The organism is Francisella salina, from assembly GCF_000219045.1.
Taxonomy (GTDB): Bacteria; Pseudomonadota; Gammaproteobacteria; order Francisellales; family Francisellaceae; genus Francisella; species Francisella salimarina.
In genome coordinates this window covers 1,667,818-1,687,546 of sequence record NC_015696.1, presented here as the reverse complement: position 1 = coordinate 1,687,546, position 19,729 = coordinate 1,667,818, and the positions used below count along the sequence as shown (strand labels likewise).

Genomic DNA, 19,729 nt, shown 5'->3' with positions numbered 1-19,729 from the left:
ATTATTTTATGTTTCTTTAGATTTTATAAATAGATAAATTAGTAATATTAATGCAACAACCGTAGGTCCTGCAGCACCAATTATCGTTGGTAAGTGCAGAATCAGTGCAATTGGGCCAAATATTTGGTTAATAATAAAAAATGCGAATCCAAAAAATGCTCCTAAAAGTAGTTTGAGTATTAGGGTTGATGATCTTGTGGATCCTATACTTAAAGGCACAGAAAGTAGTATTAATACCATTAAAGCTATAGGCTGAAAAATTTCTTGCCAAAATTTTAGTGATATAGAGTCCTTTGCCTGACTATTGGAAAGCATATATTTAGTTAACTGAGTAAAGTTTAGATAGTCATTATCGTTGATGGTAATAACTTTAGCTACAGATATTGGTATTGGATTAGACCAGATAGCTTTATAAACATTTTCTTTGACATTTATATGTTTGGCATTGCTGTTGGGGAATGTTACAACACTTACATCAAACACATTTGCTGTCGCATCATTTACGTATTCAGCTTTTTTTGCATATCTAACCTGTTGCACTTGGTTATCACTGGTTATAAACTTTCTTATTCCGAATGCTTTTCCTCCATTAGGATCTATATTTGAGATATTCATAAACCCGTCAGAAGTTTTGAGCCACAAGTCGTGAGTGTTATATGCAACGGTGTTTGAGTCAGCAAGCTTTTGTAATACTGGAGCTATATAGCCACCAAAAACCATTGTGATGATAGAGCCAATTATACCGACTAATACTACCCCTTTTGCAATTTGAGCAGTAGAGCGACCAAAAGATCTTAATACTATTATTTCGGAGTTGTTTGCAAGTAAGCTAAGTCCCATTAGTGCTCCCACCATAGCACAAGCAGGAAGTAATGTGTATAAGATTCCTGGTAACTGATATATAGTTACTATAATAAGCTCTATGTTACTTGCGCCTGTATCATTATTACTTACCTGTGCTAGATATGTGAAAATAAAAAATAAAATACAAAAGATCAAACTTACAACAAGAAAACTGCTAAATACTGTTTTAAAAATGTAACGATCAATACGGTTTAAAAACATTTACTTTTCCTTTTTAGATGATCCATTATCTTTTCTTATTGTTCTAATAGCATAAATTATAAAAAAGATATGTGGAAGCCAGCAGCCTATCCAGATTGGTAATTTACCACCAACCATAAGAGTGTTAACAAACATATTACTACATAAGTATACGGCCAGAACAACAACAGAGGGCAGCAGTTTAGCATATTTATTTTGTCTTGGTCTTAATCGACAAAGAGCAAGAGCCAACAATGATGCTACAATTACAGAAATAGAGTTGTTGATACGACCAAAAAGTTCCCCACGTGAAACTGTTCCGTTGTCACTATCAGAAAAATTTTCTATTAATGTGTGCATGTATAGCCTATCAACTTTATCGTGATTGTAATCACGGTCAGAAGTGTCAAAAATAGTGTATATGGCATTCTTAGCAGTGTCATAAGAGTGTTCGTATGTTTTAGGTTCTTTTGTATAAATATGAGCATCGTGGAAGTCTACGTATGCTGCACCTTTATCTGTTATAACCTTTGCTATAGGTGCTGTTACAACTTTGTATTCATCACTATTATCTGTACCCATATATAAGAAAACGTCTTTAAGCGTGTTCCCTGATTTACTTTTTATATATATGACTTTTCCATCAGTAGTTTTAATTATCTTGTCATCTGTTATTGATGATAGTAGTGCTTTTGCAGTCAGTGATGCTTGATAGATGTCCTGCGTCTGTTTAGATAACGGATTAATATACATTACTGTCAAAAATGTTATAAAGGTTAAAGCATATACAGGCTTCATAGTGTTTTTGACAATTTGCATCCATGTGACACCGCCGGCAAGCGTTACAAACATTTCATTGTTTGCAAAGTACTTACCAAAACAAATCACAATAGCTAAAAATATTGCGATAGGCGCGACAAGACTTACATTTCCAGGTATTGTTAATATTACAAATTTTATAATAGAGTCAATTCCAAGACCCTGTGAATAGGCCTGCTGAAAAAGTCGAATAAGTAAATTGGCAGACACAATAGATATTATAAAAAGAGTAATAGATGTGAATGTATTAACTATGTCTTTGTTGTAATATTTTTCTAGAATCAAAGTATGCCACTATATTTATATAATAATTATGCTAGTAGCAATTCTATATTTTTTATAAGCAAAAGTCAGTAAATAAGAATAACTAGGTTTTAAATTTAATGCGATAAATGTCGTTTTTTGATATTATGTTTGAAAATATGTTACAAAAAATACAGGATCTCTAATGAAAATTGTTGTAAATAATCAGTCGACTTTGTCCGCTGAAGTGTTGATTGTTGCTCAAGAAAACCTTAAGAAACTTGTTGAAGGAACAAAATGTCCAAATTCAAAGTCTTTACTAGATAAAAAAGTTTTTAAAGCTGAGTCTGGTGAGGTTCTTCCTTTACTACATGGTGATAAAGTTGTAGTTCTGCTAGGTCTTGGGCTTAGACAAGATTTTATAGCTTCAGAATACGATAAAATTATTGCAAAGATAGCCGAACAGCTTAAAAAATTAAACATAAAAGAGGTTTCTGTAAATATAGATTATATCTTTGCAAATTATAATGAGAAGCAGTTTACTTTAGACACCATTAGAGCATTGATTTCTGAAACCTATGTTTTTGATCAATTAAAATCTAAAAAAGAGAATTTTTCATTAGAGCAAATCGAATTAGTATATTCAGGAAATCAAGATTTGGAAGAGTCTGCTAAGGTTGGTTCAGCAATTGCGTGTGGCCAAAATTATGCCAAGGATTTGCAGAATCTTCCAGCAAATATTTGTAATACAGATTATATGTTGAATGAAGCTAGAGATTTAACATCTAAATATGAAACATTTAATCTTAATTACTTAGATCAGGATGCTATGGCAGAGCTTGGAATGGGCTGCGCATTAGCTGTGGGTCGTGGTTCAGATATGTCTAATTATACTGTATGTATGGAGTATAATGGCGGTGATGAAGATCAGGCCCCGATAGTACTTGTTGGTAAAGGTTTGGTGTTTGATAATGGAGGTATCTGTATTAAGCCTGCTGCTGGAATGGATTCTATGAAAATGGATATGGGTGGAGCTGCTGCTGTTATGGGTACAATGAAAGCTCTAGCAATGCTGAACCTTCCTATTAACGTTGTTGGTGTTATGGGGCTTGCAGAAAATGCTGTAGATGCTAGATCATATAGACCAGGTGATGTACTTAAGAGTATGAAAGGTATAACGGTAGAGGTAAGTAATACAGATGCAGAAGGTCGTCTAGTGCTTTGTGATACTTTAACTTATATTGGTAAATATAATCCAAAAGCAGTTATTAATATGGCAACTCTGACAGGTGCTATGATTATCTCTTTAGGAGATGCGTTTTCTGGAATGTTTGCTAATAGCGATAAACTTGCCAACAGTCTTCAGCAAGCAGCCGATGTCTCTAATGATTTAGTATGGAGACTGCCTTTGCATAAGCCATACTTTAAAAAGTTAGAAAGTAAAGTTGCTGATATGGATAATTGTGGTCGCGATAGATCAGCAGGCTCTATAGTTGCAGGGTTGTTCTTATCAAAGTTTACAGAAGATTATGAGTGGGCTCATCTTGATATCGCTGGATCGGCAATGGGAGATTTTGCAAATTGCAAAGCATCTGGTAGACCAGTACCATTACTTATACATTATTTATTATCTCAGTCTAAGTAAAAGGCATTTAATATTTTCTATTATCGTTTTGTAAAATCTTTCTTTTATGAATTTTGCCATCGATGGCAGTATATACTAGTATATCGCCATTTTTCAATATTAAACTTTCTGTTAAAGGTGTTTTATATCCTTCTATTTCTCTTGAGAAATCTAAGAAAATAGTGATATTTTTTATGTTGTTATTGGTCATGTAGCTACTAATTTTTTCAATTAATAGGATATAGCCAAAGATGATGCTTAAAGACCCTAGTAGGATAACTATAGAGACAGTAAAATCCTTTATTTTTTGAAGATTTCTTTTGTTTTTTTGTTCTAATATTGTTGGTATACCTAACGATGTAAGTAAGATAGTTAGTAATGATAAAGCATAGAATGGTAAAGAAGTAAAAAAGATGCTATATAAAAATACAAGAAAGCCTTTAGTAATAATGAAATTATCACTAAGGAAGCCTGTGCTGTTATATATGATAATGTTGACGGTTTTTTCAGCAAACAAATGTGCGATAGAGTATATTATTAAAAATATAATTGTAATTAGTGTTTTTATCTTGATATTTTCAAAAAAGAATTCTATTTTCTTGAATAAAAATAATAAAAGCATGATTAAAAAAATAATAAAGTTAGCCATTAGAAGAGCTACTGTATAAGGATTTTTTTTATCAAAAATATGGAGATAAATATTAACGTGCCAATTATAGTAGGCATGAAAAAGAATTTTATAGCATCTTCTTTTAGTTTTTGTGAGTGCATATAAATAATTAGGTTGGTAGCTCAGTATAACCTGGATTATATTAGGATTTAAATCATTAGACTAGTATATTTTTTCTAGTATGGTAGAATACTTCTGTAATTAAATATCACCTCTTTTAGATTTTAATTACGGAGATTAAAAATGCTAAGAATTACTCAACAAGCGATCACTTTTGATGATGTATTGCTTTCACCTAGATATTCGAACGTACTTCCACATCAGGTAGATTTGAAAACAAATATTACTAGGAATATTCAATTAAATATCCCTTTAGTATCTGCAGCTATGGATACTGTTACTGAGTCACGCCTTGCTATAGCTATAGCTCAAGAAGGTGGGATTGGAATTATACACAAAAATATGTCTATACAGGCTCAAGCTCAAGAAGTTAAAAAAGTTAAGAGATTTGAGAATGGGATGGTGATTGATCCAATTACCATAAAACAAGAGAGCTCAATCAAAGATGTCATGCAGCTTGCAAAAGAACATAATTTCTCTGGTTTTCCAGTCGTTGATGATACTCATAAGATTATAGGTATTGTAACTAAGCGTGACTTTAGATTTGCAAAAGATTTAGATGAGCCAGTGAGTTCTATAATGACACCTAAAGATCAGTTAGTAACAGTAGCTGAAGATGCTTCTCAAGGTGCAATCAAGAAAAAACTTCATGAGCACAAGATAGAAAAGTTACTTGTAGTAAATGAGCAAGGCGAACTAGTTGGTTTGATAACTACAAAAGATATTGAAAGATCACAAAATAAGCCTAATGCTTGTAAGGATTCGCTTGGTCGTTTGAGGGTTGGTGCTGCAGTTGGCACAGCGGCTGACACTAAGGAACGTGTCACGGCATTAGCAGCAGAGGGCGTTGATATAATTGTTGTTGATACAGCTCATGGCCATTCTCAAGGTGTACTTGATATGGTTAATTGGGTCAAAGAGAATTATCCAAAAATTGAGGTTGTAGGTGGGAATATTGCTACAGCAGAAGCTGCGAAGGATCTTGTTAAAGCTGGTGCTGATGCTGTTAAAGTGGGTATAGGCCCAGGTTCAATATGTACAACAAGGATTGTTGCTGGTGTTGGTGTGCCACAGATTACTGCGATATCAAATGTTGCTGAAGCTTTAGAAGGTACAGGAGTTCCAGTTATTGCGGATGGTGGTATCAAATTCTCTGGAGATATAGCAAAGGCCATAGTAGCTGGAGCTTCAGTGGTTATGATTGGTGGTCTTTTTGGTGGTACTGAAGAGTCTCCTGGTGAGGTGGAACTTTTCCAAGGACGTTCTTATAAGTCATATCGAGGTATGGGATCTCTAGGTGCTATGGAACAAGGCTCTTCTGATAGATACTTCCAGGGTAATACTGATGCTAAAAAATTTGTTCCAGAAGGTGTCGAAGGTAGAGTGCCTTACAAAGGGCATCTTGCTGCAGTTATACATCAGTTAATAGGTGGATTAAGATCTAGTATGGGGTATACTGGTTCAAAGGATATTCAGACTATGCGTACAGAGCCAACTTTTGTTCAAATTACAGGTGCTGGGTTCAAAGAATCTCATGTACATAACGTTACAATTACGAAAGAACCACCTAATTATCAATCTTAAAGCTCTTTATTTTCGTTCTATTAAGCTATAATTTACTATTATTTTTTTAGTAGATATAAAGAGATGTCTGAAGCTATACTGTTTCTAAATGGTAGTATCAATTTGTCTTTTTGTGAAAAGTACATTAGAGATATTTTAAATAATTACGATATATTTTGTGCAGATGGTGCTTACAAAAAGATTAGTGAATCTGCTTGTTTAAGTCCAAAAGTTAAAAAAGTTATAGGTGACTTTGATTCATTCGCTGTTCTAGATGATGAGCTATTTCTTATTGATAAGGATCAGTACTCTACAGATTTTGAAAAATCTTTAGAATATATTATCTCTTTGGGTGTTACAAAGGTTTATGTCTTTGGAGCATCAGAGGGAGAAATGGATCATTTTTTATGCAATATTAGTATTGCTAAAAACTATATGCGAAGATTAGATATTGAGTTTATAGATACTTACTCTAGATATTTTTTTATACCTAAGAAGTATAGTATAGGCGGTGTGCTTGGTAAGATGTTTTCAGTTATGCCTTTTGGATATGCAGAAAATATATACTATAATGGTCTCAGGTATCCCTTATCTGGTGAGACCTTGAGTATAGATACTGGTACAGGTGCAAGAAACTATGCTATTGAAGATAGGGTGGAAATATCTTACTCAGATGGAGATATTTTATTATTTATATCGCATGCAAAATATAAGGATAGATTAAATGACATTTTGTAATAATTCTAGAAAGGGACTAAAACAACAGAATGTAAACTTGAAACAAGAGTTCACAGTAGATGATCATAGAGTTGAAAAATTATCTTTGAAGCTTGAAGGTATTTACTTTGATTATTCAAAAAATCTTGTTAATGATGCTATATTAAAATCTCTTATAGAAGCAGCTGATCAGTCTAACCTTAAAAATAAGATTTTGCAGATGTTCACGGGAGAAAAAATCAACTCTACAGAGAATAGATCTGTTTTGCATACTGCGTTACGTGATTTATCTAATTCTCCACTAGTCATAGATGGACAGGATATTCGCAAAGAAGTCAATGAAGAGACGCAACGTGTAAAAGCTCTTGTTGAAAAAGTAACATCAGGAGAGTGGAAGGGCTTTTCGGGTAAAAAAATTACGGATATTGTAAATATCGGTATTGGAGGTTCAGATTTAGGGCCAAAAATGGTTGTTAGAGCGCTGCAACCATATCACTGTACAGCTCTAAAAGTTCATTTTGTTTCAAATGTTGATGCGGATTCATTATTACAAGCTTTACATGTTGTTGATCCTGAGACTACTTTGTTTATTGTGGCATCTAAATCATTTTCGACAGAGGAGACTCTTTTAAATTCCATATCTGCTAGAGAGTGGTTGCTGGATCATTATGAAGATGAAAAGGCTGTAGCTAATCACTTTATAGCTATATCTAGTAAATTAGATAAAGTAGAAGAGTTTGGCATAGATCTTGAACACTGCTACAAGATGTGGGATTGGGTTGGTGGACGCTATTCATTATGGTCATCAATTGGTATGTCGATAGCTTTTGCAATTGGCTATGATAATTTTGAGAAGCTGTTGGCTGGTGCATACTCTGTAGATAAGCACTTTAGAGAAACAAGCTTTGATAAAAATATTCCTGTAATTATGGGATTGTTAGCCAGTTACTATTCATGTGCTTATGCTAGTCAGTCACAAGCATTACTTCCTTATGATGAAAGGCTCTGTTATTTTGTGGACTATCTTCAACAAGCTGATATGGAGAGTAATGGTAAATCTGTGAATCTTGCTGGAGAAACGGTTAATTATCAGACTGGCGTGGTGTTATGGGGTGGTGTCGGCACAAATGGGCAACATGCTTTTCATCAACTTTTACACCAAGGTAATGTTTTTATTCCTGTTGATTTTATAGCTGTGGCTACAAGCCATCATAGATATGATAATCATCAACAGGCTTTACTAGCTAATTGTTTTGCTCAGTCACAAGCACTAATGTTTGGACAATCTTACGATATGGTTTATAATGAGCTCTTAAATTCTGGTCTAAGTGAACAGCAGGCAAAAAAGATAGCTCCTCACAAAGTAATTCCAGGGAATAGGCCAAGTACTACTATTATACTTGATGAGCTTAGCCCATATGCTCTTGGGGCTCTTGTTGCTTTATACGAGCACAAGATATTTGTTCAAGGAGCACTGTGGGATGTGAATAGTTACGACCAGTGGGGTGTTGAACTAGGTAAAAAACTTGGTAAAAATATTTTAAAGGCAATGAGCGATGATTCTTCTGATGAGTATCAGAATCTTGATGAGTCAACTAAATGGCTTATAGCAAAGGTAAAAAATAAATAATGTTTGTTAGTAAGAAAAAAGGCTTTTCTTTAGTTGAGACAATGGTTGTTATTGTCATTATGACTATATTGATGATGGCAGCAATTAGTTCCTTTTCTTTTTACTATAAAACATTTGCCGAAACTAGATTAACTAATTTACAAAAACTTATTGAGTATGGTGTTATCAAAGCTCGTTCAGATGGTAAGACTGTAATTGTTTGTGCAGCTGATGCTGAAGTAAGTTTTAATGATGGTAAGCTTGATCGTAATACTTTTAGCTGTCTAAGAGGTGATAATTCTGATCAATGGAATGATAACCCAGTAGTCGCCTTCGAGAGTGATGATGGTACAGGAATATATAGTGCTGAGGATGATATAATAGCAAATTTGCCAAGAGGCCATGGTGAGCATATATATATAAATTTAGCAGGAGATTCTAGTTTTGTGAGAATTGCGCCTAACGGTTTTATGGCTACAGGTAACGGTAATATTACATATTGTGATAGAAATAATAATTATCAAGCAGCATTAGTTATTAACTTGGTCGGTAGAGTAGTTTATACTGATAGTCCTACGAGAGATGGTGGTGGGGCATTTACTTGTGAATAGTTTGATTTGTGTTATTAAAAGGAGAGAATAAATAATGACAAATGATAGAGTACCTATGACTCCAGTAGGAGAAGAGGCATTAAGAGCAGAGCTAAATAGACTAAAAAAAACTGAAAGACCTGCGATTATTGAAGCTATAGCAGAAGCTCGTGATCATGGAGATCTTAAAGAGAATGCTGAATATCATGCTGCTAGAGAGAGACAAGGTATTATAGAAGGTAGAATTAAAGATATAGAATCAAAACTATCTAATGCTCAAGTTATTGATGTAACAAAGCTTCAAGCCAATGGTATGGTTATATTTGGAGCTACAGTTACAATTATGAATATTGATACGGAAGAAGAAACTACATATCAGATAGTTGGTGAGGATGAAGCAGATATAGATAATCATAAAATATCTGTTATTGCACCTTTGGCACGCGCTTTAATTAAAAAAGAAGAAGGCGATGAAGTTACCTTGGATACGCCTAAAGGTAAAGTCACTTACGAAATCTTAGAAGTAGAATACAAATAATCTAAAATTCAACGGATATTTCTCTAAAATTCTTTATGAAAAAAATTATCATTAAGGGTGCAAAAACCCATAACTTAAGAAATATTGATGTTGAGATACCTAGAGACAAGCTTACTGTTATTACAGGTTTGAGTGGTTCTGGTAAATCATCATTAGCATTTGATACGCTATATGCAGAAGGCCAAAGACGCTATGTCGAATCATTGTCTTCTTATGCTAGGCAGTTTTTATCAATGATGGATAAGCCGGATGTTGAGCATATAGAGGGCCTTTCGCCGGCTATCTCAATTGATCAGAAAACGACATCTCACAACCCAAGATCTACAGTTGGGACCGTTACAGAAATATATGACTATCTGAGAGTCTTCTTTGCTAGGGCTGGAACTGCTAAATGTCCAGTACATCATATTGAGCTTAAAGCACAGACAGTTAGCCAGATGGTTGATAAAATTTTAGAGTTTGATGAGAAAGCTCGGTTAATGATACTTGCTCCGATCATTTCTCAGAAGAAAGGTACTCACCATACTTTGTTAGATAAAATATTAGCACAGGGTTATATCCGCGTTCGTATAAATGGTGATTTTTTTAATCTAGATGAGGATTATCCAGAGTTAGATCGCTATAAGAAACATAATATAGATGTTGTAGTTGATAGATTTAAGCCTAAGAAAGACAATGAGCAAAGAATTGCAGAGTCTATAGAGACCGCTTTAGATCTTGGTAATGGTATCGTCAAATTAGCAGATATGACTAACGAAAATGCTGAAGATATCTTATTCTCATCAAAGCATGCTTGTCCGTTGTGTGATTATGCTCTCAAAGAGCTATCTCCAAGAATCTTTTCATTTAATAGTCCATTAGGGGCTTGTAGTAGTTGTGATGGTCTGGGGGTCAAAGAATTCTTTGATGAGAAGAAAGTAATAATAGACCCTGCAATTTCGCTTAAGCATGGAGCAATTGTTAAGTGGAATAAAACAAATCAATACTACTATTCACAATTAGAATCCTTGGCTGAGCATTATAAATTTTTATTAGATGAGCCTTTTGAGAAATTATCTAAGAAAGTTCAAGAAATAATCTTGTACGGTTCTGGTGATGAATCTATTAAGATGACTGTTGATTCAATTAGAGGTGGTAGACAAACTAGAGTTAAATCATTTGAGGGAGTCATACCTCATTTTGAGCGTAGATACTATGAGTCTGACTCAGATATGGTCAAAAAAGATCTCTATGAGCTTATGAGTAACCTTAAGTGTAAGTCTTGTAGTGGTACTAGAATTAATGAATATGCTAGAAACATATTTATAGCAGATAAAAATATAGCAGATGTGTGCGCTTTATCTATAGATGATTTATTGAAGTGGCTTGATGAATTAGAGTTTGTCGGACAGCAAAAAGTTATTGCAGAGAATTTACTTAAAGAGATCAAGCTAAGAGTTGAATTTTTAGCAAATGTTGGTTTGGAGTATTTAAGTCTTTCAAGACAGGCTGATACTCTTTCGGGTGGTGAAGCACAGCGTATTCGTTTAGCTAGTCAGATTGGTGCTGGATTGGTTGGCGTTATGTATATCTTGGATGAACCTTCTATTGGTCTTCATCAGAGAGATAATCAACGCCTTTTAGATGCATTGCATAATCTTAAAGATTTAGGTAATACGGTTATCGTTGTTGAACATGATGAAGATGCAATTAGGCAAGCTGATTATGTTATTGATATGGGGCCAAAGGCTGGTGTTCATGGTGGTGAAGTAGTTGCATCAGGAAATTACCAGACTATTATCAAAAATAAAAAATCTTTGACTGCTGATTATTTAAGTGGTCGCAAGAAAATAGAAGTGCCAGATAAAAGGCTGAAAGCTTATAAGAATCGTTTTATTGAAATAAACGGAGCAACTGGCAATAATTTACAAGGTGATAACTTAAAAGTTCCTGTTGGTGTTTTGACTTGTGTAACCGGTGTATCAGGGTCTGGTAAATCAACTTTGATTAATAGAACATTATATCCTCTAGCATCAAGATTATTAAATAGAAGTACACTTGTACCTATGGAATATAAATCACACAAAGGATTTAATCATTTTGATAAGGTTATTGATATTGATCAGTCGCCAATAGGACGTACTCCTCGTTCAAATCCAGCTACATATACAGGTGTCTTTACACCGATAAGAGAGCTGTTTGCAGCTACAGCGGAGTCTAGGTCTAGAGGGTATAGTCCAGGAAGATTTAGCTTCAATGTTCGCGGAGGTAGATGTGAGGCTTGTCAAGGTGATGGTGTTATAAAAGTTGAGATGCATTTCTTAGCTGATGTATATGTGGCTTGTGATGTTTGTGAAGGAAAGCGTTATAATCGTGAAACTCTAGCTGTACAGTACAAGGGGAAAAACATATACGAAGTATTAGAGATGACTGTGGAGGATGCTCTAGGATTCTATGATGCTGTTCCGAGTATCAGGACTAAATTAGAAGCTTTAATGAGTGTCGGATTGTCTTATATTAAGTTAGGCCAAAGCGCGACTACCTTATCTGGTGGAGAGGCTCAAAGAGTTAAACTAGCTAAAGAGCTTTCAAAACGCTCAACAGGCAAAACTTTATATATTTTAGATGAACCTACTACAGGACTACACTTTTATGATATTCATCAGCTTTTAAAAGTAATTATGGATCTGCGTGATAGAGGTAATACGGTAGTAATTATTGAGCATAATCTTGATGTTATTAAGATGGCTGATTGGATAGTGGATTTGGGTCCTGAAGGTGGAAGTAAAGGCGGACAGATAATTTTTGAGGGAACATCAGAAGATATTGTCAAATGTAAAAAATCTTATACAGGTAAATACTTAAAAAAATTATTGTATTAATAATATGTTAATTTGGCAAAATGACTAGCTAATAATTGAATTTTTTACTATAGTATTAGTTGGATTTTAGTATTAAAACTTCATAGGGAAGAAAAAGGTAAAATAAATATATGGCACAAAATAATGATAATAAAAATAATATGCTCAAAAATATTATTTTTTGGATTTTAATCATTGGTGGGATGCTACTGCTTTTCAATGGTATCAATGATACGAATAGTTCATCTAAAAGTATTAATTATTCATCGTTCGTTAGTAAGTTAAAAGATAATAAAATTAGTTTAGTAGATGTCGATGGTAGAACTATTACTGGTAAAACAGAAGATGGTGAAAGCTTTGTAACTTATGCTCCACTACTTGATGGAGGCTTGGTTAATAAGCTAGAAGATAGCAAAGCTGTTATTAAAGCAAAAGCACCTGAGAAGCCAAATATATTTCTGGCATTCTTGTTAAATTGGTTACCTATGTTACTAATCTTTGGTTTCTTTCTCTATATGATGATGAAGGCAGGTGGTGGTAGTAAGGGAGGGCCTTTCTCTGTAGGTAAGAGTAAAGCTAAGCTTTTAGGCGAAGATGAAATCAAAGTAACTTTGGAAGATGTAGCCGGTGTCGATGAGGCTAAAGAAGAAGTAGCTGAGATTGTTGATTTCTTACGCGAGCCAAAAAAATATGAAAAAATTGGTGGTAAAATTCCAAAAGGTGTCTTAATGGTAGGACCTCCAGGAACGGGTAAGACACTTCTAGCAAGAGCTATAGCTGGTGAGGCTAAAGTACCATTTTTCTCAATTTCAGGTTCTGACTTTGTAGAGATGTTTGTTGGTGTCGGTGCATCTCGTGTACGCGACATGTTTGACCAAGCTAAGAAAAAAGCGCCTTGTCTGGTATTTATTGATGAGATAGATGCTGTAGGACGTCATCGTGGCTCGGGTATGGGTGGCGGTAATGATGAGCGTGAACAGACTCTAAACCAAATGCTTGTTGAAATGGATGGTTTTGCTGATAATGAAGGTGTTATAGTAATTGCTGCAACTAATAGGCCAGATGTTTTAGATAAGGCATTATTAAGACCTGGTAGATTTGATAGACAAGTAAATGTAGGTTTACCTACGGTTAAAGGTCGTGAAGCTATACTTAAGGTTCATATGAAAAAAGTAGCTTTAGGCGATGATGTTAGGGCTGACTGGATAGCTCGTGGGACTCCAGGTTTTTCTGGTGCTGAGCTTGCTAACCTTGTAAATGAAGCAGCTCTATTTGCTGCAAGAGAGTCTAAAGATAAAATTAGTATGGCAGATTTCGAAAAGGCTAAAGATAAAATCTTGATGGGCTCAGAAAGAAGAAGTATGGCTATGACTGAGAAAGAGAAGAAGCTTACTGCATATCATGAAGCTGGTCACGCTATTATTGGTAAACTGATGCCTGAACATGATCCTGTTTATAAGGTAAGTATTATACCTAGGGGTAGAGCTCTTGGTGTAACTATGTATATGCCAGAGGGTGATACTGTTAGCCAAAGTAGACTTATTTTACATGGACGTTTATGTAGTATCTTTGGTGGCAGAATCGCAGAAGAGCTTATATTTGGGTATGATCATGTTACTACAGGAGCATCTAATGATATTCAAGTTGCTACAGATATCGCTCGTAACTATGTAGCTCGTTGGGGTTTATCAGATGCTATGGGAACTATACTTTATGATGTTGAAGATGATGGCCCATTTGGAGGAAGTGGTGGTAAATCTGTCAAAATGTCAGATTCTACTATTCGTGAAGTAGATACAGAAGTACGTAAGTTGATTGATAAGAGCTATAACAAGGCTAAGAAATTATTAGAAGATAATGTTGATATCCTTCACGCTATGGCAGATGCTCTTATGAAATATGAGACTATAGATGCATTACAGGTAGATGATTTGATGGCACGACGTGATGTACGTGAACCAGGTGAGTATGGAGATAGCTACAAGCCAAATGTCGAGGTTGGTAAGGTTATAGCTCCTGCAGCTCCGGATGAGGATGTTCCAGATACATCTGATGAATCTAACCCTAAAGAGGATCTCTAAATATATATTAAATTAAAATCATTCTTAATTCTAAAAATATTCAAGTAAAAATCTAATATGTATTAATAGTAATTTTAAAGTTAATGTGTTAACTAAAGTTAATAATATTAAAAGCTATAAAACTAAGATTTTTGTATAATTTATGCTAATATATTCTGAGTGAAATTAAGATAAAGGGAACAGATATGTCATTACCTACTCCTCATATAGAAACATTAAGAAAAGAAGAATTTGCAAAAACAGTTATTATGCCTGGTGATCCATTGAGAGCAAAATATATTGCAGATAACTATTTAGAAAATGTTACAAGAGTTAATGCTGTTAGAAATATGTTTGGTTATACTGGTACTTACAAAGGTAAAAAAGTAAGTGTCATGGGTTCTGGAATGGGTATGCCTAGTATGGGTATCTATGCTTATGAGCTTTTTAAGTATTATGATGTTGATAATATCATTAGGGTTGGCTCAGCGGGTTCTTATAAAGAAGAATTCAAAGTCTATGATGTAGTACTTGTTGAAGAAAGTTACTGTGAATCTGATTTTGTTGAAATTGTAACAGGTGATAAGGCTCGCGATGTTAAGTCTTCGGAAGAGCTTAATAAAGATCTTGAAGAGTCAGCTAAAAGACAAAAGATAGAGCTTAAAAAAGCAAAAGCACATTGTACTGACGTTTTTTATAGAAAAAACTCTGATGATTATAAAAAAGTTATCAAAAAGTATGGTTGTGATTTGGTTGAGATGGAAACTGCTGCTTTATTTGCAACTGCAAATGAGTTGGGTAAAAATGCATCTGCAGTTGTAACTATATCTGACAGCTTTATAACAGGTGAATCCACTACTGCTCAACAGAGAGAGCAATCTTTCACTAAGATGATGGAAGTTGCTTTAGGTACCATTACTGAAAAATAGCAGTATATCTAATTTTCTGATTCTCCAATCTCCTGTTTTATCTTTTCTAATGCTTTTTTAGCTGCTTTGTTTATTAGCTTTTTATTGTTTGTTTTTGCATAAAAGTTGGTGGGTTTTTCTATAATAAGTTCTATTTTCTCAACTCTTGAAAACATAGTTGTTTGGTTTAATTTTGTAATAAACTGGCTATGAAGTTCTTTTATTTTTGATTTTAGTATTTCCTTATCACTTTTAACTATAATTTTAACTGGTGAATAAAAAACTATACTAGTATCTTTTAAATAAGGTATATTTAGCTTCTGTAGTTCTTTATTAGCTACTTCTACAGTAGTCTTTAGATTGGATGCTCTAGCGATAAGTGTTTTATTGGCGTAGGTTGAGTCAGTGATTTTTTTTCTAGTCTTATGTGATTCTATATTAGCTATTTTTTCTGGGATAACTTTTATGCTCATAATTTAATATATATTTGTTGCATTACTTAGTTGAGAATAGAATATTTCAATTGCATTGTCTATGGCTGAGTCTCTTCCTTTATCGGAACAAGATTTAATGGTATATGGTTTAGAAGCTAGTTGACCGGTTAAGTTATCAGTTATTTGTAATTCAATTTCCGTGTTTATGCAGTATTGGCTTTTCACTAACTGGTTATCATAGTCTTTCAATTTTAGAGATATACTAATATTTGCAGAGTTCCTATTATCTGTAGTTAGATAATTGTTTACTTGTATATATTTTTCTAAAGAGCTATAAAAAAAGCCACTATTCTGTTTATCAATGTATATTTTTATGGTTCGCTTAATATTTAATAGTTCATTGTTTATATCATTTAGAGCTTCCATGTAGCTACTAATATTAATTGTTGGAGATAAAATTACTAATGCCCTTAAACTTGATTTTATTACTTTGATGTTTTTATCTATTTGATGAGCTATGTTAAGCCTATAGATAGAGTTTTTATTATGTGTAGTTGCTAGCAATTGATTTGCTTGGTTGATATTGCTAATGATTAATTTACTTAAATCTTCTATGGTTTGAGATTTGTCTATTTGAGTTTCTATATAGAATGCTTGATTTGTTTGAGACTGATTTATTATTTTATAGTTTGGAATTGTAATATCTGCTGTAGAGGTTGTAACTTCTTTGATAAGTTTTTGAGATATTTTATTATTGTCAGCAATACTGCTGAAACTAGTTGTTGAAGATACAGTCACCTGTAGTCTTTGAATCATATCTGCTAAAGCGTTATGAGTGGCTTGATCTAAGGTCTTACCTGAGCCGAAACCATATAGAGTTTCATCAGTATTGGATTGACTAGTTAGAAACCACTCTGGAACTGGTTCAATATTTATATCTCTAACCATAGGTTGTTTATTAATACTTTTATGTGTCTGAGGTGTGTTTTTGGTAATATCATATTTTTCTTGAGTATTTCTGGAATAACTACACGCGGATAAACTAAATATTATTAGCACTAGTAGTTTTAGCTTAAAATATCTCATTATTACACTATATGATTCAATTCGTACAATTAATGTATCTATCTTAATTTAAATTTCTTATAAACTCTATATAATGTACATTTAGGTTATTATTTTTATTTAAAACTATAAGAGAATTGGTTAATTAATAATGTTAAATTTAGTTCAGAAAATTATAGGCAGTCGCAACGATAGGTTTATTAAGAAAGTTTCTAAAACGGTTCAGAAAATTACTAGTTTAGAGCCTAAGTTTGAGAAACTTAGTGATCAAGAGTTAAAAGCAAAAACTCAAGAGTATAAAGAAAGGGTGGCAAAAGGAGAGACTTTAGAGAGTATTCTTCCAGAAGCATTTGCTACAGTTAGAGAAGCAGGTAAGCGAACCAAAAATATGCGTCATTATGATGTACAGTTAATCGGAGGAATAGTTCTTCATCAAGGTAAGGTTGCCGAGATGAGAACTGGTGAGGGTAAAACACTGGTTGCTACACTACCAGCATATCTGAATGCCTTGACTGGTAATGGGGTTCATGTGATTACAGTCAACGATTACCTTGCAAAGCGTGATGCTGAGTTGATGAGTGATATTTATGAATTTTTAGGTTTATCAGTAGGTGTAATCGTAGCTGACCTAAATCCAGAACAACGTAAAGAAGCTTATGCATGTGATATTACATATGGGACAAACAACGAGTTTGGTTTTGACTATCTTAGAGACAATATGGCTTATGATAAAGAGCAACAAGTCCAAAGAAGTCGCAACTATGTAATTATAGATGAGGTTGATTCAATTTTAATTGATGAAGCTAGAACTCCACTTATTATATCTGGGGCATCTGATGATAGTTCTGAGATGTATAATATTTTTAATAGACTAGTGCCTTACTTAGAGAAGCAGGAAAAAGAAGAGTTAGAAGAAGATCAAGAACAGAAAGATTTTTATGTTGATGAGAAGTCTAAAAATGCTTATTTAACAGAAAAAGGCTATGCAAAAATTGAAAGTATGCTTAAAAAAGAGGGCATCCTTGAAGAAGATGATAACTTGTATAGTCCTCATAATATTACAAAAATGCATTATTTAAATGCTTGTTTGAGAGCTAATTCATTATACCAACTGAATGTTGACTATATTGTACGTGATCAAGAGATTGTCATTATTGATGAAAGTACCGGTAGAGCAATGCCAGGTCGTAGATGGTCAGATGGCCTACACCAAGCAATAGAAGCTAAAGAAGGCGTTAAAATCAATGCTGAAAACCAAACAATGGCATCCATTACATTCCAGAATTTCTTCAAGCTATATAATAAAATAGCGGGTATGACTGGTACAGCAGATACCGAAGCTTTTGAGCTTCACTCAATTTATGGATTAGAAGTGATAATTATTCCTACTAATAAACCATTAATTAGGAAAGATCATCATGATGAAATCTATGGCAGTGTAAGAGAGAAGTTTGATGCTATAGTTACTGATATCAAAGAAAGGATATCCAAAGGTCAGCCAGTATTAGTTGGTACTGCTTCTATTGAAGCATCTGAGGTTTTATCAACCTTGTTGAAGAAAAAGAAAATTAGACACAATGTATTAAATGCGAAGCAACATGAGAGAGAAGCTAGTATAATTGCTATGGCAGGTTATCCAGGTAATGTAACTATTGCAACAAACATGGCCGGTCGTGGTACTGATATTATTTTAGGTGGTAACTTGGAAGTTGAAATTGCACAGCTTGAGGATCCTTCAGCAGATGATGTTGAGAAAATTAGAGCAGAATGGATTAAGCGTAACGAGGTTGTCAAAAATGCTGGTGGATTATGTATTATTGGTTCAGAAAGACATGATTCACGCAGGATCGATAATCAGTTAAGAGGTCGTGCTGCTCGACAAGGTGATCCGGGTGAGAGTAAATTCTATCTATCAATGGATGATAATCTTTTGAGGATTTTTGCTTCTCAAAGTATGGCAGAAAGAGTTAAGAAAGGTCTTAAAGGTGGTGAATCATTAGCTTTTGGTTTTATGTCAAAAGTTATATCAAAAGCTCAAGGTAAAGTCGAAAGTTATCATTTCGATATCCGTAAAAACTTACTAGAGTATGATAATGTTGTAAACACTCAGCGTAAAGTTATTTATGAGCAGAGACAAGCATTTTTAGATTCTGATGATGTTAGTGAAATTCTTGCTGATATTCGTATAGACGTGGCGGAACAGTTATTTCATGATTATGTGCCTGCTGGCTCTATGCATGAATTATGGGATCTTGAGGGTCTAGAAAAAGCACTTAAGTCTGACTTTCTGATAGAGCTTAACTTACAAAAGTCTTATCAGGAAAATGATAGTTTAGGAGAAGAAGATCTTAAGAAGCTTGTAAGAGAGGCTATAGAGTTTGAGTTTGCTGAGAAAACTAAAGATTTAGAGGTTGGAGCAGTTAGGCAGTTTGAGAAGTTCTCATTATTGCAGTCATTAGATAGTCATTGGCGTGAGCATTTAAGCTCAATAGATCATCTACGCAATAGTATAAATTTACGTGGTTATGCTCAAAAAGATCCAAAAAATGAGTATAAGAAAGAAGCTTTCGAGTTGTTTTCAACTATGCTAGATAACTTTAAGTATGAGGTTATATCTTCACTTGCTAAGATAAGAATTGCTACAGAAGAAGAAACTCAAAGAGCTCAAGAAGAATGGAAAGAGTCTATGAGTGAAATCAAAGCTGAGCATGAAAGTGTTATCGATAATAACCAATCAGAGGATGAGCAAGAGCAAGAAGAAGCACCAAAAGTTCAGCAAGTTAAGAGAGAAGGTCCAAAAATAAAAAGAAATGATCCATGTCCTTGCGGTTCGGGTAAGAAATATAAACAGTGTCATGGTAAAGTTGAATAATTCTATATAAACT

At 33.9% G+C, this 19,729-nt stretch carries 15 protein-coding genes; 10 read left to right on the top strand and 5 right to left on the bottom strand.

Annotated elements, in window-relative coordinates; genetic code table 11:
- Nucleotides 1–6 precede the first annotated feature (6 nt).
- Both lptG and lptF read right to left on the bottom strand, forming a co-directional pair.
- On the bottom strand, nucleotides 7–1,065 hold the full coding sequence (gene lptG / locus F7308_RS08285; protein ID WP_013923416.1) for an LPS export ABC transporter permease LptG: 1,059 nt from the start codon (nucleotides 1,063–1,065) through the stop codon (nucleotides 7–9).
- Complete coding sequence (gene lptF, locus F7308_RS08280) at nucleotides 1,066–2,148, bottom strand: LPS export ABC transporter permease LptF (protein ID WP_041263800.1); 1,083 nt, start codon at nucleotides 2,146–2,148, stop codon at nucleotides 1,066–1,068.
- A gap of 163 nt (nucleotides 2,149–2,311) precedes the next feature.
- Between lptF and F7308_RS08275 the strand changes: the two genes are divergently transcribed.
- Nucleotides 2,312–3,751 (top strand): leucyl aminopeptidase, encoded by a 1,440-nt coding sequence (locus F7308_RS08275; RefSeq protein ID WP_013923413.1) that lies wholly within the window; start codon nucleotides 2,312–2,314, stop codon nucleotides 3,749–3,751.
- A 7-nt stretch (nucleotides 3,752–3,758) separates the two neighbouring features.
- Here the strand turns inward: F7308_RS08275 and F7308_RS08270 are convergent, their stop codons facing one another.
- Nucleotides 3,759–4,379, bottom strand: coding sequence for a hypothetical protein (locus F7308_RS08270; RefSeq protein WP_013923412.1), 621 nt, complete (start codon nucleotides 4,377–4,379; stop codon nucleotides 3,759–3,761).
- 264 nt (nucleotides 4,380–4,643) lie between these two features.
- Here F7308_RS08270 and guaB point away from each other — a divergent pair, with 264 nt between their 5' ends.
- From guaB to deoD, 8 genes are all read left to right on the top strand, one after another.
- Entirely contained in the window at nucleotides 4,644–6,104 is a 1,461-nt protein-coding gene (gene guaB / locus F7308_RS08265) for an IMP dehydrogenase (protein ID WP_013923411.1), read from the top strand.
- A 63-nt stretch (nucleotides 6,105–6,167) separates the two neighbouring features.
- Nucleotides 6,168–6,821 carry a thiamine diphosphokinase gene (locus F7308_RS08260; RefSeq protein ID WP_013923410.1) on the top strand — a complete coding sequence of 218 codons (654 nt, stop codon included), beginning with the start codon at nucleotides 6,168–6,170 and terminating at the stop codon, nucleotides 6,819–6,821.
- Nucleotides 6,808–8,430, top strand: coding sequence for a glucose-6-phosphate isomerase (gene pgi / locus F7308_RS08255; protein WP_013923409.1), 1,623 nt, complete (start codon nucleotides 6,808–6,810; stop codon nucleotides 8,428–8,430). Before F7308_RS08260 ends, pgi begins: the two co-directional genes overlap by 14 nt.
- A complete protein-coding gene (locus F7308_RS08250; protein ID WP_013923408.1) occupies nucleotides 8,430–9,020 on the top strand; it encodes a GspH/FimT family pseudopilin in 591 nt (196 codons plus the stop codon). Before pgi ends, F7308_RS08250 begins: the two co-directional genes overlap by 1 nt.
- A 34-nt stretch (nucleotides 9,021–9,054) precedes the next feature.
- Complete coding sequence (gene greA / locus F7308_RS08245) at nucleotides 9,055–9,537, top strand: transcription elongation factor GreA (protein WP_013923407.1); 483 nt, start codon at nucleotides 9,055–9,057, stop codon at nucleotides 9,535–9,537.
- Nucleotides 9,538–9,572: 35 nt separating this feature from the next.
- On the top strand, nucleotides 9,573–12,398 hold the full coding sequence (gene uvrA / locus F7308_RS08240) for an excinuclease ABC subunit UvrA (RefSeq protein WP_013923406.1): 2,826 nt from the start codon (nucleotides 9,573–9,575) through the stop codon (nucleotides 12,396–12,398).
- A gap of 110 nt (nucleotides 12,399–12,508) precedes the next feature.
- Nucleotides 12,509–14,458 carry an ATP-dependent zinc metalloprotease FtsH gene (gene ftsH, locus F7308_RS08235; protein ID WP_013923405.1) on the top strand — a complete coding sequence of 650 codons (1,950 nt, stop codon included), beginning with the start codon at nucleotides 12,509–12,511 and terminating at the stop codon, nucleotides 14,456–14,458.
- 185 nt (nucleotides 14,459–14,643) lie between these two features.
- Nucleotides 14,644–15,366, top strand: a complete 723-nt coding sequence (gene deoD / locus F7308_RS08230; protein WP_013923404.1) for a purine-nucleoside phosphorylase — start codon at nucleotides 14,644–14,646, stop codon at nucleotides 15,364–15,366.
- Between the two features lie 8 nt (nucleotides 15,367–15,374).
- Here deoD and F7308_RS08225 read toward each other — a convergent pair whose 3' ends face one another.
- Both F7308_RS08225 and F7308_RS08220 read right to left on the bottom strand, forming a co-directional pair.
- The gene (locus tag F7308_RS08225) at nucleotides 15,375–15,818 is read right to left on the bottom strand and encodes a hypothetical protein (RefSeq protein ID WP_013923403.1); all 444 of its coding nucleotides are present in this window, start codon (nucleotides 15,816–15,818) and stop codon (nucleotides 15,375–15,377) included.
- Nucleotides 15,819–15,821: 3 nt separating this feature from the next.
- The gene (locus F7308_RS08220) at nucleotides 15,822–16,865 is read right to left on the bottom strand and encodes an LPP20 family lipoprotein (protein WP_013923402.1); all 1,044 of its coding nucleotides are present in this window, start codon (nucleotides 16,863–16,865) and stop codon (nucleotides 15,822–15,824) included.
- Between the two features lie 130 nt (nucleotides 16,866–16,995).
- On the opposite strand from F7308_RS08220, the gene secA reads away from it, so the two are divergent.
- Nucleotides 16,996–19,716: a preprotein translocase subunit SecA gene (gene secA, locus F7308_RS08215; RefSeq protein ID WP_013923401.1), complete on the top strand. Its 2,721-nt coding sequence runs from the start codon at nucleotides 16,996–16,998 to the stop codon at nucleotides 19,714–19,716.
- Nucleotides 19,717–19,729: the final 13 nt, after the last annotated feature.